Below are 15,178 nucleotides of genomic sequence, written 5' to 3' on the forward strand. Positions count from 1 at the left end.
AAATATTCCGTAAATCGAACGGGTTCGCCGACGTGAGTCGTCCGGTCGTTCCCGGCGGGGTGGAGACTGTTTCAAATCTCCGGGCCACGCGCCGGTGAGACCCGGTCGCTTCGGTGGCCTGGAGCGAGGGCGGGGTAGGGCGAGATCCCGCCCGACACGCGTATCGCGGGCACTGAAGGGTTGGGTAACAGGCGGGCCGGAGGTCGGATGACGCCAGTCGTCGGGAGCCGGGAGAAGGGTGGAATGGAGCGTTCGGTCTATATCTCCGGAGCTGATCTGGCGGCTCAGGTTGCGGCCCAGCGGATGATCGGCGAAGGCGGGAAGGGATTCCGCGGTCCGGTGGCCTGCGAGTCCTGGCATGAGGTGCCGCCGGGGGGCGTCGTCGTCGGCTCGCTGGCCCAGGATGCCCAGGGCGAGGGGCCGGTCCGCCAGGACGGCGTGACCTCGGTGGTGATCGTCCCGACCCATGCGGCCGGCCTGGAGGCGACGCGCCGCGGGGCGGATCACTATATCGTCGCCGCCGAGGTGGACGGTCCCGTGCCCGAGGCGGTGGCGCTGCAGATCCGGCGGGCCGACGGCATCCGGTCGTCCGGCTTCGGCAACGGGGTGATCGACCAGGTGAACTGCGTCGATGGCGAGGCGTTCCGCTGGCTGATCGCCTATACGGGTGCGGTGGTCCATCGCCACGGCCAGATCGGCTACATGATCCTGCTGCGCGTCCTGCCCGAGGAGCCGGTGCCGGAGGAGGTCCTGGCGGAGCTGATCTGCACCCGACTTTGCACCACCATGCGCTCGGCCGATATCGTCTCCTGGCTCGGCCGCAACTGGTTCGCCAGCCTGGTGGCCACCGGCCTGACCCTGGAGGGGGCGCAGGTCCTGGCCGGCCGGGTGCGGGAAGCCTGCGGCCGGCCGATCGAGCAGGACGGCAAGCGGATCGCCCTGCGCTGCCATATCGGCATGACCACCTTCGGCGGCAGTGAGACCGACCCCGACGTGATCCTGGACCGGGCGGCCGCGGCGGTCGACCAGTCCACCTGGAGCAACTTCTCCGACTCGATGCAGGAGGTGCCGTGATGAGCCGCAAAGGCCGTCCCATGCCCCTCAGCTTCGAGGCCCGCGGCGCCAGCGTGCCGTTCGAGAGCAGCAGCCTGCGCGAATGCCGGCTGCGGGTGGTCGATCTGGGCGTGGAACTGGACTGGGAGATCACCGTGCCCAGCGGCATGGGCGGAACCGATTCCCGCAGCGTCATGATCCTGCCCTGGCGCGACGTGCCGGCCTTCGCCGGCATGACCCTGCGCGACAAGGAGCTGTACCAGCGCATCGACGACATCGACGATTCCGAATCCCCGGACCCGTTCAAGGTCCGCGAGATCCGCATCCGCGTCGACCAGGCCATGGGAGAGACCGAGGAGGTCCGCCAACAGGCGGCGCTGGAGGTCGACCGGGAGAAGCAGGACCGGCTGATGACCTATCTCAGCTTCCTGGCCCAGCTCACCCGGGACTGCGGCATCCGCAAGGGCGACGCCTTCATGGCCAGCGCCGACACCGCCCTTCTGATGCGGCTGACCAAGGACAAGGAGGCCAGCCGGGAGGCCGGGCTCGACGCCTCGGCCCTGACCGAGCGGGTGCTGTCCTTCGCTTCGGAGGAACTCAACGCGCCGGTCAAGGTGGTGAACCAGCGGCTGGAGGAACTGACCAGCTACATGGCGCCGTTCGGCGCGGTGAACATCGAGGCGGAGAACAAGACCGACGGCTTCCTGACCCGGACGCGCAACGAGATCAAGCGCATGGACCGGACCATGACGCAGTATTCCAAGACCGCGCGCTCGGAGACGTCGGACCGGATCACCCTGGTCCGCTTCGCCATCAAGGACTTCCTCGACTATGTCGACGACCGGTTCAACCAGATCGAGCAGTTCTTCTCGTTCTTCATGAACGTGTTCCGCGAGTACGACAAGACCAAGGCCTTCGCCCAGCAGATCCGCCGCGACGTGTCCTACGCCCTCGACGGCTGGAACCACCTCTGCAAGATCTGGTTCACGGCCCTCGACAGCAACGAGGGCGAGCAGATCGACGACGCCATCGGCTACATCCTGGCGAACCTGCCGGTCATGCCGGACGAGGAGGTGAACCAGGAGGACGAGCGCTCCAAGGTGCGCCGCGGTTTCGAGATGGCCCGGGTTCAGATGGTCCGCACCATGGTCAACTGGACCGACAACACGGTCGACCGGGAACTGGAGCAGCGGGTCGCCGCGGCCAAGGAGGAGCGGGCGAAGCCGAAGGTCGAACCCAAGGTCAAGCGCCGCCGCCGCGCCGGAGCGCGGACGTAGCGCCCTACCGGCCCCAGGCCTCCAGCAGCGGCCCGCCCGCCCCGAACAGCGGGTCGGTGTCGGGCAGGGGGACGGCGGCGATCCGGTCGTCCACGCCCTCCCGGCTGTCGGTCTCGCGCTTCAGGTCCGGGGTCTCCTGTCCCGGCGGATAGCAGCCGCAGACCAGGAAATCGGCACTGGCGGACAGGCACTTGTGGCCGGTCCCCGCCGGCAGCACCAGGGCGTCGCCCCGCCGCACGGTCACCGTCTCCCCGCCGTCACCGCCGAGCTGCAGCTCGGCCTCGCCGCCGACGCAGATCAGCGCCTCATGGGCGTTGGAGTGGTAGTGGTGATAGGGGAAGACGCCGTAGAGCCAGGCCCCGCCCCAGCCGTTGCGGCGCACGGTTGCCTGCACCTCCGGGCCCGATATGTCGTCCGCCACCGCCCCGGCCAGGATCACCACCGGCAGGTGGGGATGGTTGGGGGCGGCCCGGTCGGGCCCGAAGCTCAGGGTGGAGACGGTCGGGCTGTCCTCGGTCATGGCGTCCTTCCTCAGTCCGGCGACACGGTCACCGGATGTTCGTGGTCGTGGGTGAAGCCGCCGGTATAGGCCGCGAGATAGGGCATCGCGAAGGCGACCGCGATGCTGACGACCAGGCCGGCGATCGCCTTGGCCATGTCGGAGGCGGCGGTGCGTCCGGCCTGGTTCAGCGAGGTCACCTTCAGCATCAGCACCAGCCCGAGTTCCCGGCCGGCCAGCAGGCCCAGGAACACCCAGGTGGTGCTCATGGGCACGTTCGACAATTCCTTGAAGAAGATCAGGATCAACGCATAGGCGAAGTCGATCAGCGTGGCCGAACGGATGTCCTGGGTGTTGGTCTTGGAGGTGACGATCCCCTGGATCGCGCCGCCGCGCCGGTAGAACAGGTAGGCGTGCAGCACCAGCATCACCACCAGCGCGAAGATCAGCATCGACATGTCGAGCTGGCGCGGCAGGTAGGCGAAGATATTGGCCAGGTCCTGGACCAGCCACTGGCTCCACAGGAAGCCGGTCGAGATCCACTGCAGCGCCACCCAGTACCGCGCCGGCTCCCTGTCCCGGGTGGCCATGATGCGGCTGTAGAACAGCTTGCTGATCACGAGGTAGACGATCAGCCCGACGCCGAAGGCCAGCAGGTAGCCGATGATCGACTTCATCAGCATGGCCGGCAGGGCGGTGGCGGTGAACGAGGTCAGGATCAGGAAGGTGGTGCTCACGGGGATGCCGTAGCGCGTCAGGATCAGCACGATCAGCGGCGGCAGGACCAGTGCCCAGGTGAACAGGTCGGGGATCGGGAACTTCTCCAGCCGGCCATAGGAGATGTCGCCCTCATAGGCGTGCCAGCCGTAGAAGAAGACGAAGGTCAGGATGCCGCCGGCGAACAGCCACAGCAGCCACCACGGCCGGTGGCTGTTGGAGCTGAGGAAGGTGCCGAGCGTCTGGATCGCGTCGTTGGCGACGACCGAATAGGCGGCCAGGAGAAACCCCAGCATCATCAGAAGGTGGTGTGCGTCGAACTCCATGGGCCCCCCGGCGCATTCAGTTATTCAGGCGGCGAGTATGGCGGCCTGTGGCGGTCCGGGCCACCCCGATGCCGCACCTTGACCCCCGCCGGGCGCGGTGCTCGACTGCGGCAAAACACTGATAAACATGCGACCGGAGGGACATGAGATGGCGCGCAAGAAGTATGAGGATCTGCGCAGTGCGCGCTGGTACGGGGCGGCGGATCTTCGCGCCTTCGGACACCGCTCGCGGACCCTGCAGATGGGCTACAGCCGCGAGGACTGGCAGGGCAAGCCGGTCATCGCCATCGTCAATACCTGGTCCGAGATCAATCCCTGCCACACCCATTTCCGCCAGCGCGCGGAAGAGGTGAAGCGCGGCGTGTGGCAGGCGGGCGGCTTCCCGGTCGAACTGCCGGCGATCTCGCTGTCGGAGCCGTTCCAGAAGCCGACCACCATGCTCTACCGCAACCTGCTGGCGATGGAGACCGAGGAGCTTCTGCGCTCCTATCCGGCCGACGGGGCGGTGCTGATGGGCGGCTGCGACAAGACCACGCCGGCGCTCCTGATGGGGGCGGCCAGCATGAACATCCCCTCCATCTTCGTGCCCGCCGGTCCGATGCTGCGCGGGAACTGGCACGGCAAGACGCTCGGCTCCGGCTCCGATACCTGGAAGTACTGGGCCGAGCTGAAGGTCGGCAACATCACCGAGCGCGACTGGGAGGAGATCGAGGAGGGCATCGCCCGCTCCCCCGGCACCTGCATGACCATGGGCACCGCCGCGACGATGATGAGCGCGGTCGAAGCGCTCGGCATGTCGCTGCCCGGTTCCAGCGCCATCCCGGCCCCGGATTCCAACCACTCCCGCATGGCGGCCCTGTCCGGTCGGCGCATCGTCGACATGGTGTGGGAGGACCTGAAGCCCTCCGACATCATGACCGAGGGCGCGTTCGAGAACGCGATCTCCACCGTCATGGCCATGGGCGGATCGACCAACTCGGTGGTGCACCTGATCGCCATGGCCGGCCGCCTCGGCCTGCCGATCGACCTGCAGCGGTTCGACACGATCTCGCGCCGGGTGCCGTGGCTCGCCGACATCCGCCCGTCCGGCCGGTGGTTGATGGAGGACTTCTTCTACGCCGGCGGCCTGCCGGCCCTGCTGAAGGAGCTGGAGGACCTGCTGCACACCGACGCGGTGACCGTCTCAGGCAAGACCCTGGGCGAGGATATCGCCAATGCCGACGTCTATAACGAGGAGGTCATCCGCCGCCGTGCCAACCCGCTGAAGCAGCAGGGCGGCCTGGTGGTGCTGCGCGGCAACCTGGCGCCGAACGGGGCGGTCATCAAGCAGACCGCCATGGATCCCAAGTTCATGAAGCACCGCGGCCCGGCGGTGGTCTTCGCCGACTATAACGACATGGCCGCCCGGCTCGACGATCCGGACCTGGACGTCACGCCGGACAGCGTCATCGTGCTCAAGCATGCCGGCCCCCAGGGCGGGCCGGGCATGCCGGAATGGGGCATGCTGCCGATCCCGAAAAAGATCCTGCAGATGGGCATCCGCGACATGGTCCGGATCTCCGACGCCCGCATGTCCGGCACCAGCTACGGCACCTGCGTGCTGCACGTTGCGCCTGAGAGCTGGGTCGGCGGCCCGCTGGCCTTCGTGCAGGACGGCGACATGATCGAGCTCGACGTGGATGGACGGCGCCTGCATCTGGATGTGTCGGAGGAGGAACTGGCCGCCCGCAAGGCCGCCTGGACCCCGCCGAAGCGCAAGTTCGAGCGCGGCTTCGGCGCGATCTACGCCGACCACATCACCCAGGCCGACAAGGGCTGCGACTTCGACGTGCTCATGGGCACGGTGAAGACGCCGGAGCCGGAGATCCATTGAGCCGGGGAAGAACAATGGAGAGCCATCGATGAGAAAGTGGCTCTCCGCTGCCATTCTCCTGATTGTGGGCTGCAATTCGGCGGCAGGAGATACGGCAATAATCGGTGATCCTAACGGTGTTGTCTGTGCTGACCGCTATGTTTCCGATACTGGAAAAGGCGTAGTCCGATGCGTGTCTAGGAATAGAAATCGGCAGCTGGGATTTGTGAATCTAGACAGTTTAGTGGTTCAGTATCTCAGGCAGGGCGGGGTTAGAATTTATGGAGCTGAAAGTGATGGTGAGAATTTTGAAGTCAGAATTGAAAATACGCACGATTTAATATGTGAAGACCTACTCAATATCACATTAAAAGAATCACATTCCAGCAGTCTATACTGTGTTGATATGCAGTTGAAGCATAACCGAAAGGCTAATTGACCATGCTTAAAACGGCTCTAATCACCGCCGCCGGCTCGGGCATGGGAGCGGCGGTCGCGCGCAAGCTGGCGGCGGAGGGCTATGCCGTCGCCATCAACTCCTCCTCCGGCAAGGGCGAGGCGCTGGCCGAGGAGCTCGGCGGGATCGCGGTGACCGGCTCCAACCTGGAGCCGGAGGTGCTGAAGGCCCTGGTCGATGCCGCCCTCGACAAGTGGGGGCGGATCGACGCGGTGGTGAACTCCGCCGGTCATGGTCCGAAGGGGCCGGTGCTGGAGCTGACCGACGCGGACTGGCATCTCGGCCTCGACGTCTATCTGATGAACGTGATCCGCATGACCCGTCTGGTCGTGCCGATCATGGAGAAACAGGGTGGCGGGACGATCGTCAACATCTCCACCTACGCCGCCTTCGAGCCGGAGGAGGCGTTTCCGACCTCCGGCGTGTTCCGCGCCGGGCTCGCCGCCTTCACCAAGCTGGTGACCGACAAATACGCCGCTTCGGGCATCCGCATGAACAACATCCTGCCCGGCTTCATCGACAGCCGGCCGGAGAAGGAGGCGTTCCGCGCCCGCATCCCCATGGGCCGCTACGGAAAGGCCGAGGAGATCGCCGATGTGGCGGCCTTCCTAGTGTCCGACGCGTCGTCCTACATCACGGGACAAAACCTGAGGGTAGACGGCGGCATCACACGAAGTGTGTGAGAAGAACCTCAATCGATGGCTACAATCGGCGGTTCGCGCTCTCGTCGTCAGGGGATAGACTGACGCAAAACGAGAACCCGCGGAGGACGCCACCATGCCCAGCTACGACACCATCTCCGTTGAGCCGCTGGGCGGCTCCATCGGCGCGATCATCGGGGGCGTGGACCTCGGCGCGCCGCTCTCCAACGCCCAGGCGGCCGAGGTGCACGCGGCCTTCCTGGCGAATTCGGTGGTGTTCTTCCGCGACCAGCAGCTCGACGACCCGGAGCGCCAGAAGCATGCCGCCCGGCTGTTCGGCGAACCGGTGGCCATCCCCTTCGTGAAGTCGCTGGAGGGCCATCCGGAGATCATCGACATCGTCAAGGAGGCGGAGGATGTCGGGAAGTACAATTTCGGCGGCAACTGGCACACCGACACCAGCTTCCTGGAGACCCCGGCCATGGGCTCGCTGCTCTATGCGCTGGACGTGCCGCCGCGCGGCGGCGACACCCTGTTCGCCGATCTATACGCCGCCTACGACACCCTGTCCGACGGGCTGAAGCAGACGCTGGAGGGCATGACCGCGCTGCACAGCGGCACCCGCTCCTACGGCAGCCAGTCGAAGTTCCAGGGGGGCAAGAACACCTCGGTCTCCATGGCGATCGACGCCAACGAGGAGGGCGACCGGCTGATCGAGCATCCGGTGGTGCGCACCCATCCGGAGACCGGCCGCAAGGGCCTGTTCGTCAATCCGAACTACACGATCCGCTTCAAGGACTGGAGCGAGGCGGAGTCCAAGCCGCTGCTCGACTATCTCTACGCCCATTCGATCCGCGACGAGTTCATCTGCCGCTTCCGCTGGGAGCGGGGCTCGGTCGCGGTCTGGGACAACCGCTGCCTGATGCACCGGGCGGTCAACGATTACGAGGGACACCGCCGGCACATGCGCCGGGTGACACTGCAGGGCGACCGGCCGCACTGAGGCCGCAGCGCCATGGGGGAGGGGACATGAAGCTTCAGGGATCCTGTCACTGCGGCAAGGTGCGGTTCAGCATCGAGAGCGCCCATCCCTATCCCTTCAACCTCTGCTACTGCTCGATCTGCCGCAAGACGGCAGGCGGCGGCGGTTTCGCCATCAATCTCGGCGGCGAGGCGGACAGCCTGTCGGTCGAGGGCGAGGAGCACATCACGGTCTATCACGTGGAGGAGCCGGGCGGTCCGAGCCCGCTCGGCCGGCGCTTCTGCTCCCATTTCGGGAGCATGCTCTGGGCCTGGGACAGCCGCTGGCCGGAGCTCATCCATCCCTTTGCCTCGGCCATCGACACCCCGCTGCCGGTGCCGCCGGAGAAGGTCCATTTGATGCTGGGATCCAAGGCTTCCTGGGTGGAGCCGGCGACCGGGCCCGGCGACCAGTGTTTCGAGGAGTATCCGACTGAATCGATCCCGGACTGGCATGAAAATCGTGGTCTTGTTTCGTAATTGCGGGCGGGCTGGGAGACCCGTTTCCAAATCAACCAATCCTTAACTTTAAGCTTTGTAGCGTCGCAGCAGACGGCGGCACCGCGTGCCGCCCGTGCCTATTGGGAGGTCAGACATGGCCGCTCCCGCCTTTGAGGGGAGAGGGGGGACCGGGCCGGGATTCGGCGTGTCGAGCGACGCGTTGAATACGGAACGGGTTCGCTATCTGTACAGGTCGCCGGCCTCGATGCTGGCGAGCACCTTTGCGGCTGTCGTTCTGGCCTATGTGGGCATCGACGCGGTCGGGCCGGTGCCGGCGCTGACCTGGATGGCGGTGCATGTCCTGGTGGCGTGCGCCCGGGTCTATGTCTGGTCCCTGGCCCGCCGGCGCCGGATCACCGGCGGGAACCACCGCGCCTGGGCCCGGGCCTACGAGATCGGCGCGCTGACCTCGGCGACCATCTGGGCGGTGCCGTCGCTGCTGCTGCTCTCCGGGGGGATGCCGCTCGACGCGGTCACCCTCTACGCCGCCTGCATCGCCGCCCTGGGTGCTGGCTCGGTCTTCTCCTTCGCGATCTGGTGGCGCTGCTTCGTCGGTTACCTGGCCATCGTCGTGGTTCCGCCGGTGGTCGGCTTCCTCGCCTCGGACGAGCCGGTCCTGCGGACCATCGGCGTGGTGGGGATTCCGTATTTCGGGGCGGTGGCGGCCTGGGGCCGGGTGGTGTCGCGCACCCTGGTGGAGAGCATCAGCCTGCGGCTGGAGAACTACGCGCTGGCCGGCGACCTGGCCATGGCGCGCGAGCATGCCCGCGAGCTAGACCGCACCCGCCATGACGGTTTCGCCAGCCTGAGCCACGAGCTGCGCACCCCGCTGAACGCGATCATCGGCTTCGGCCAGGCGATCGAGGCCGAGCTCTGGGGGCCGATCGGCAACAAGCGCTACATCGAATACGCCAGCAACATCGTCCATGCGGGCGAGCATCTGGACATCCTGATCGGCCAGGCCATGGACCTGTCGCGCCTGGAGACCGGCCGCATCACCCTGGAGGAGGAGGTCGTGCCGCTGGCCGAGCTGGCGGCGACCTGCGAGGCCCTGATCGCCGAACGCGCGTCCTCCCAGGGGCTGACCATGACGGTGACGGTCGATCCCGGTCTGCCGCCGCTGCGCTGCGACCCGTCGAAGATCCGCCAGATCATCATCAACCTGCTGTCCAACGCCGTGAAGTTCACCCAGAGCGGCGGCCGGATCTCCCTGGCGATCCGGCTCGCGCCCGATGGCGGCCTGGACATCGCGGTGAGCGATACCGGCTTCGGCATCTCGCCCGAGGAGCTGAAGCGGGTCATGGAGCCGTTCGTGCGCGGCGACCATGCCCAGGTGCGCGCCTCAGAAGGGCTCGGCCTCGGCCTCGCCCTGTCGCGCACCCTGGCCGAGCTGCATGGCGGCTCCCTGGTGCTGACCAGCACCGTCGGCGAAGGCACGACGGCCCATCTCTACCTCCCCGAAGAACGGCTGCGCGGCTGAGCGCCTGCGGGCCGATGCTGCCCGCCGATCCCCGTCATTTCCTGCCTGCGTGTCCATGGTCTCTTGCCTCGCCGGCACTGTGATGCAATTTTGCATGTCGACGGCCGCGTAAGACGGCCCGTGAGAATTGAACGTGATGGAGGAAACACGATGAGACGTCTCGCACGCGCGGCGGCGGTTGCCGCCCCGATTCTGGCCCTGAGCGCGACGGGCGCCAGCGCCGATCAGTTCATCCGCATGGTGTCCGGTCCGTCCGGCGGTTCCTGGTATCCGCTCGGCGCCAAGATCATGCAGGTGATGCAGGACAACATCGACGGCATCGCCGCGTCCAACACGTCGGGCGGCGGCATCGCCAACGTCAAGGCGGTCGGCGGCGGCGACGCTGAGATCGGCTGGACCTATGCCCACACCGCGGCCAACGGCTTCAACGGCAACGGCAAGTTCGACAAGGCGGTCAAGGACATCGCCTATTTCGCCACGCTCTATCCGTCGACCTTCCAGGTGGCGGTGCCGCGCGACAGCGAGATCACGTCCTTCGAGGACATGAAGAACGCCAACATCTCGCCGGGCAAGACCGGCTGGACCGGCACGGCCTTCGCGGAATCGATCCTGCAGGCCTACGGCTTCAACTTCGAGGACATCAAGAACAACGGCGGCACGGTCCATTACGTGGACTACACCGAGTCCGTCGCCCTGATGAAGGACGGCCATATCGACGTCTTCATGGCCGCCACCTCCATGCCGCAGGCCTCGTTCATCGAGCTGAACCACAGCCCGGGCCTGCGCTTCATCGGCGTGCCGGAGCCGAAGCTGACCGAGATCATCAAGGCCAATCCCGGCTACATCCGCGGCGCCATCACCCCGGCCGCCTATGAGGGTGTCGAGCAGGACATCCCGACCCTGGGCATCGTCACCAGCATGATCGTCAGCAAGGATCTGCCGGACGACCTCGTCTATCAGATGATGTCGGTGTTCTGGGACAACCACGCCGCCTTCGCCGAGGTGAAGAAGACGTGGAACGAGGTGACCCTCGAGAACGCACTGAACGGCGCCTCGGTCCCGGTGCATCCGGGTGCCGCGCGATATTACGAAGAGAAGGGCGTGCGCCCGGCGAGCTGATCGCCCGGCATCGCGGATCTTCGCGGACGCCGGTCCCTCCGGCGTCCGCTTCGCGTTTCCTTTTTCTAGACTGAGACAGCCGGGACGGCCGCGATGAGCCAGACGGAAAACGCCCTCGATTACGGCGAGGTCAAGGAGGTCACGTTCCTGGAGCGGCTGCTGGTGCAGAAGCGCTGGACGCTGTCCTGGACCATCACCCTGTTCTGCGTGGTGATCGCCGTTTCGCTTGCCTTCTTCCATCTGTATGTCGCCGAGTTCGGCACGCCGGAAGGGCGCTCGTTCCGCACCACCCACCTGACGGTGATGATGGTGCTGGCGCTGCTGATCCAGCCGCTGTTCCGCAATTCCCATTTCGAGCCGATCGAGACGCCCCTCCAGAAGCTCGGCTTCGCCATCGACCTCCTGCTCGTGGGGGCGGTGATCTTCGTCCATGTCTGGACCATGTGGGACATCGACGCCTTCCAGCTCCGCCTTGGCTCCAAGGAGGAGGGCGACCTGATCGTCGGCACCCTGTGCATCGCGCTGGTGCTGGAGGCGACCCGCCGCACGGTCGGCATCGCCATGGTCTGCGTGACCGGCTTCTTCATCGTGCACGCGCTCTACGCCCACAAGTTCTTCGGCTTCTTCTACGGCCCGCCGACCCGGCCGGCGAAGTACATCGACACGATGTTCATGAGCACCGACGGCATCTTCGGCATCCCGCTGCATGTGGCCGCGACCTACATCGTGCTGTTCATCATCTTCGGTGGCCTGCTGATCCGCTCCGGGGCGGGCAAGTTCTTCATCGACCTCGCGGTCTCGCTCACCGGCCACCGGGTCGGCGGCCCGGCCAAGGCGGCCACCGTCGCCTCCGGCTTCATGGGCACGGTCTCCGGCTCGGCGGTCGCCAACGTGGTGACCACCGGCTCCTTCACCATCCCGCTGATGAAGAAGCTCGGCTACCGGCCGAAATTCGCCGCCGCGGTGGAGGCCTGCGCCTCGTCGGGTGGACAGATCACCCCGCCGATCATGGGGGCGGCCGCCTTCATCATCGCCGAGAACCTGGCGCTGCCCTATGTCTACGTGATCCTGGCCGCCCTCATCCCGGCCTTCCTCTACTTCGCCACCATCTACTTCATGGTGCATTTCGAGGCCGAGAAGACCGGGATCGAACGGATCTCCAAGGACCGGCTGCCGCGCGCCCTGGAGGTGCTGAAGGACGGCTGGCACCTGCTGTTCGCGCTCGGCGTGCTGATCTTCTTCCTGGTCACCGGCTACACGCCGATGAAGTCGGCCTTCTGGGGCATCCTGGCGCTGATCGGGCTCAGCTTCATCCGGCCCGCGACCCGGATGAGTCCGGCCGACATCCTGGCGGCGTTCGAGAGCGGCATCCGCTCCACCGTGCCGGTCACCGTGGCCTGCGCCTGCGCCGGCATCATCATCGGCTCGGTCTTCGTATCCGGCCTCGGCCTCAAGTTCACCCAGTCGGTGATCGACCTGTCCGGCGGAAACCTGCTGATCCTGCTGGCGCTGACGGCGGTGGCGGCCATCGTGCTCGGCATGGGGATGACCACCACGGCGGTCTACATCACCGTCTCGGCCCTGATCGTGCCCTCCCTGGAGAAGCTGGACGTGCTGCCGATGGCGGCGCATCTCTTCGCCTTCTATTTCGGCGTGGTCTCGACCATCACCCCACCGGTGGCCCTGGCCGCCTTCGCCGGCGCGGCGATCGCCAAGACGCCGCCGATGGCGACGGCGGTGGAATCCGCCCGCGTCGGCATCGCCAAATACCTGGTGCCCTTCGCCTTCGTCTATAACCCGTCCCTGCTGTTCGACGGCTCGATCGCCTGGACGATCTATTCCGCCCTGGCGGCGGTGGCGGGGCTCTGGCTGCTGTCCGCCTCCCTGGAGTCCTGGCTCTACGGTCCGCTGAACGGGCTGATGCGGCTGGCGGTGTTCGCCGCCGCGGTGCTGGCGCTGATGCCGCCGACCGTCGACATCCTCGGCATTCCGGGTGTCATTCTGTCCCTGGGCGGACTGGCGCTCGGGGCGACCGTCGCCGTGATGCGCCGGCGCGATCCGGTACCCCGGTTCGCCGGCAGCAAGGGAGGCGCGCATGGCTGACATCTTCATCGGCAAGGCGTGGCACTGGGGCCTGCTGGTCGTCGCCTTCGTGCTGCTCGGTGTGGTCGGCGTGTTCTACCTGCACACCTTCGCCTTCAACATCTTCACCACGATCTGCCTGGCGATCGGCCTCGTCGTGGTCCTGGCGATCGTGCTGACCCACAAGCCCGGCGAACGGATCACCCGCGAACCGATCGAGATGCCGGAAGAGTGATCGCCCTTCCCGCTGGCGACAGTGGGAAGGCGTGACACCCGGCGGATGGGCCCTTATACCCGAAGGTTCTGACCACCAAAGGTCCGGCCGCGCTCATGCGCTCTGCTTTGATTTTCGTTTTGGGACTCCTGCTGTTCGCAGGCGGAGTCCGGCCGGCCTCCGCACAGGATACGGCCGAGGAAGAGCAGTCCGGCATCCCCTATGAGGTCACCATCGAGGGGCTGGACGGCACCGGCGAGCTGAAGTCGCTGGTGGAGGAAAGCTCGGTCCTGAAGTCCCGCATCGACGACCTCCCGATCTCCCGCGCCGCCCTGGAACGCCGGGCCCGCGAGGACGAGGAGATCTTCAACAGCGTCGCCCGCTCGCTGGGCTATTACGACGCGGTCTTCGTGCCCCGCATCGACGAGCCGGCCGAGCCGGGCGGCCCGGTGCGGGTGCTGGTCTATGGCGATCCGGGCGAGGTCTACACCTTCGAGACGGTCACCGTGCGCACCGCCGGGCAGAATGGGGGCGACGGCGAGGTCCCGGCGGGCGTCGAGCTGCCGCGCGACAAGCTCGGCCTGGAGCGCGGCGAACCGGCGAGGTCCACGGCCGTGGTGAATGCCGAGACCACCCTGATCCGGCTGATGCAGGAACAGGCCTATCCCCTGGCCGAGCTCGTCGAGCGCAAGGCCGTGATCGACCGTGACGCCAAGACCATGGACCTGCTGTTCCGCGTCGCCCCGAACGGCCGGGCGCGCTACGGCGAGGTCACCGTCAAGGGTAACGAGAGCGTCGAACGCGACTACATTGTGCGCCGCCTGCCCTGGGCCTATGGCGAGCCGGTGGATATCCGGAAGATCGACCAGGGCCGTCGCGCGCTGGTCAGCACCGGTCTGTTCGACAGCGCCGGCATCGCCTTCGGCGACGAGGTCGGGCCGGATGGCCTGCTGCCGGTCACCGTCACCGTGCGCGAGCATCCGCCGCGCAGCATCGGCGCCGGCATCAGCGTCTCCACCTCCGAGGGGCTCGGCACCCGCGCCCATTGGGAGCATCGCAACCTGTTCGGCGGGGCGGAGAAGCTGCGCACGGAAGTGACCGTCGCCGAGGTGGAGACCAGCCTGACCGGCGCCTTCACCGTGCCGGACGTGCTGGTCACCGACCAGAACTTCACCGTCGAGACCGGCTATGTCGAGCAGTACACCGACAGCTATGACAGCGAGAGCTACAAGCTGTCCGGCCGGTTCGATCGTCGCCTGTCCCAGGCCCTGTCGGTGGATTACGGCCTCAGCCTGGAGCGTTCTCGGATCGAGGAGAACGGCAGCGAGGACCGGTACACGCTGGTCGGCATCCCGCTCGGCGCCTCGATCGACACCTCCAACGACCTGCTGAACCCGACCAAGGGCGGCCGGACCCGGATCAAGTTCACCCCTTATCTGGAGAGCCTCGGCTCGACCCTGTCCTTCTATTCGACCTCGCTGCGCCATTCCGAATACTACGCTCTGGACGAGGAGGGCGACCTGGTGCTGGCCGGGCGGGCCGGGATCGGCTCCATCGTCGGCGCCTCCACCGGAAACCTGCCGGCCGACAAGCGCTTCTATGCTGGCGGCTCCGGTTCGGTGCGCGGCTATGCGCTGCAGAGTGTCGGCCCCCTGGACGCCTCGAACGACCCGACCGGCGGCAGCGCGCTGCTGGATTTCGGCCTGGAGCTGCGCTGGCGGGTTTACGGCGATTTCGGCATCGTCCCCTTCGTCGATGCCGGCCAGGTCTATGACCAGGAACTGCCGAGCCTGGACGAGGAGCTGCAATGGGCGGCCGGCCTCGGCTTCCGTTACTTCACCGCGATCGGCCCGATCCGCGCCGACATCGCCTTCCCCCTCAACCCCCGAGACAGCGACGACGTCTTCCAGGTCTATTTCAGTCTCGGCCAGGCGTTCTGA

14 protein-coding genes are annotated in these 15,178 nt (G+C 66.6%); 12 read left to right on the top strand and 2 right to left on the bottom strand.

Annotation, left to right across the window (positions count from 1 at the left end):
• Positions 1 to 243: 243 nt before the first annotated feature.
• Both ACOQOP_RS19715 and ACOQOP_RS19720 read left to right on the top strand, forming a co-directional pair.
• Positions 244 to 1,074, top strand: a complete 831-nt coding sequence (locus ACOQOP_RS19715; RefSeq protein ID WP_420563522.1) for a hypothetical protein — start codon at positions 244 to 246, stop codon at positions 1,072 to 1,074.
• On the top strand, positions 1,074 to 2,330 hold the full coding sequence (locus ACOQOP_RS19720) for a hypothetical protein (RefSeq protein ID WP_420563523.1): 1,257 nt from the start codon (positions 1,074 to 1,076) through the stop codon (positions 2,328 to 2,330). Before ACOQOP_RS19715 ends, ACOQOP_RS19720 begins: the two co-directional genes overlap by 1 nt.
• A gap of 4 nt (positions 2,331 to 2,334) precedes the next feature.
• Here ACOQOP_RS19720 and ACOQOP_RS19725 read toward each other — a convergent pair whose 3' ends face one another.
• Positions 2,335 to 2,850, bottom strand: a complete 516-nt coding sequence (locus tag ACOQOP_RS19725) for a cupin domain-containing protein (protein ID WP_420563524.1) — start codon at positions 2,848 to 2,850, stop codon at positions 2,335 to 2,337.
• Positions 2,851 to 2,861: 11 nt separating this feature from the next.
• Entirely contained in the window at positions 2,862 to 3,872 is a 1,011-nt protein-coding gene (locus ACOQOP_RS19730) for a hypothetical protein (protein ID WP_420563525.1), read from the bottom strand.
• 148 nt (positions 3,873 to 4,020) lie between these two features.
• Here ACOQOP_RS19730 and araD point away from each other — a divergent pair, with 148 nt between their 5' ends.
• The 10 genes from araD to ACOQOP_RS19780 all read left to right on the top strand — a co-directional run bounded on the left by araD (position 4,021) and on the right by ACOQOP_RS19780 (position 15,178).
• On the top strand, positions 4,021 to 5,745 hold the full coding sequence (gene araD / locus ACOQOP_RS19735) for an L-arabinonate dehydratase (RefSeq protein ID WP_420563526.1): 1,725 nt from the start codon (positions 4,021 to 4,023) through the stop codon (positions 5,743 to 5,745).
• A 28-nt stretch (positions 5,746 to 5,773) separates the two neighbouring features.
• A complete protein-coding gene (locus ACOQOP_RS19740; protein ID WP_420563527.1) occupies positions 5,774 to 6,163 on the top strand; it encodes a hypothetical protein in 390 nt (129 codons plus the stop codon).
• Positions 6,164 to 6,165: 2 nt separating this feature from the next.
• A complete protein-coding gene (locus ACOQOP_RS19745; RefSeq protein ID WP_420563528.1) occupies positions 6,166 to 6,864 on the top strand; it encodes an SDR family oxidoreductase in 699 nt (232 codons plus the stop codon).
• A gap of 94 nt (positions 6,865 to 6,958) precedes the next feature.
• Complete coding sequence (locus ACOQOP_RS19750) at positions 6,959 to 7,825, top strand: TauD/TfdA dioxygenase family protein (RefSeq protein ID WP_420563529.1); 867 nt, start codon at positions 6,959 to 6,961, stop codon at positions 7,823 to 7,825.
• Positions 7,826 to 7,851: 26 nt separating this feature from the next.
• Entirely contained in the window at positions 7,852 to 8,322 is a 471-nt protein-coding gene (locus ACOQOP_RS19755) for a GFA family protein (RefSeq protein ID WP_420563530.1), read from the top strand.
• Between the two features lie 226 nt (positions 8,323 to 8,548).
• On the top strand, positions 8,549 to 9,823 hold the full coding sequence (locus ACOQOP_RS19760) for a sensor histidine kinase (protein WP_420563531.1): 1,275 nt from the start codon (positions 8,549 to 8,551) through the stop codon (positions 9,821 to 9,823).
• Positions 9,824 to 9,973: 150 nt separating this feature from the next.
• Positions 9,974 to 10,942 (top strand): TAXI family TRAP transporter solute-binding subunit, encoded by a 969-nt coding sequence (locus ACOQOP_RS19765; protein WP_420563532.1) that lies wholly within the window; start codon positions 9,974 to 9,976, stop codon positions 10,940 to 10,942.
• Between the two features lie 93 nt (positions 10,943 to 11,035).
• Positions 11,036 to 13,045, top strand: coding sequence for a TRAP transporter permease (locus ACOQOP_RS19770; RefSeq protein WP_420563533.1), 2,010 nt, complete (start codon positions 11,036 to 11,038; stop codon positions 13,043 to 13,045).
• Complete coding sequence (locus tag ACOQOP_RS19775; protein WP_420563534.1) at positions 13,038 to 13,259, top strand: hypothetical protein; 222 nt, start codon at positions 13,038 to 13,040, stop codon at positions 13,257 to 13,259. Before ACOQOP_RS19770 ends, ACOQOP_RS19775 begins: the two co-directional genes overlap by 8 nt.
• 119 nt (positions 13,260 to 13,378) lie before the next feature.
• Positions 13,379 to 15,178, top strand: a complete 1,800-nt coding sequence (locus ACOQOP_RS19780; RefSeq protein WP_420563535.1) for an autotransporter assembly complex protein TamA — start codon at positions 13,379 to 13,381, stop codon at positions 15,176 to 15,178.

Origin of the sequence: Thalassobaculum sp. (assembly GCF_965223715.1) — a bacterium.
Classification (GTDB): domain Bacteria; phylum Pseudomonadota; class Alphaproteobacteria; order Thalassobaculales; family Thalassobaculaceae; genus Thalassobaculum.

Excerpts from the sequence above, each read along its gene's own strand:
- ACOQOP_RS19760 (WP_420563531.1), top strand. The coding sequence starts at position 8,549 with ATGCTGGCGAGCACCTTTGCGGCTGTCGTTCTGGCCTATGTGGGCATC.
- ACOQOP_RS19725 (WP_420563524.1), bottom strand. The coding sequence starts at position 2,850 with ATGACCGAGGACAGCCCGACCGTCTCCACCCTGAGCTTCGGGCCCGAC.
- ACOQOP_RS19755 (WP_420563530.1), top strand. The coding sequence starts at position 7,852 with ATGAAGCTTCAGGGATCCTGTCACTGCGGCAAGGTGCGGTTCAGCATC.
- ACOQOP_RS19775 (WP_420563534.1), top strand. The coding sequence starts at position 13,038 with ATGGCTGACATCTTCATCGGCAAGGCGTGGCACTGGGGCCTGCTGGTC.
- ACOQOP_RS19740 (WP_420563527.1), top strand. The coding sequence starts at position 5,774 with ATGAGAAAGTGGCTCTCCGCTGCCATTCTCCTGATTGTGGGCTGCAAT.
- ACOQOP_RS19770 (WP_420563533.1), top strand. The coding sequence starts at position 11,036 with ATGAGCCAGACGGAAAACGCCCTCGATTACGGCGAGGTCAAGGAGGTC.
- ACOQOP_RS19730 (WP_420563525.1), bottom strand. The coding sequence starts at position 3,872 with ATGGAGTTCGACGCACACCACCTTCTGATGATGCTGGGGTTTCTCCTG.
- ACOQOP_RS19720 (WP_420563523.1), top strand. The coding sequence starts at position 1,074 with ATGAGCCGCAAAGGCCGTCCCATGCCCCTCAGCTTCGAGGCCCGCGGC.
- ACOQOP_RS19715 (WP_420563522.1), top strand. The coding sequence starts at position 244 with ATGGAGCGTTCGGTCTATATCTCCGGAGCTGATCTGGCGGCTCAGGTT.
- ACOQOP_RS19745 (WP_420563528.1), top strand. The coding sequence starts at position 6,166 with ATGCTTAAAACGGCTCTAATCACCGCCGCCGGCTCGGGCATGGGAGCG.
- ACOQOP_RS19765 (WP_420563532.1), top strand. The coding sequence starts at position 9,974 with ATGAGACGTCTCGCACGCGCGGCGGCGGTTGCCGCCCCGATTCTGGCC.
- araD (WP_420563526.1), top strand. The coding sequence starts at position 4,021 with ATGGCGCGCAAGAAGTATGAGGATCTGCGCAGTGCGCGCTGGTACGGG.
- ACOQOP_RS19750 (WP_420563529.1), top strand. The coding sequence starts at position 6,959 with ATGCCCAGCTACGACACCATCTCCGTTGAGCCGCTGGGCGGCTCCATC.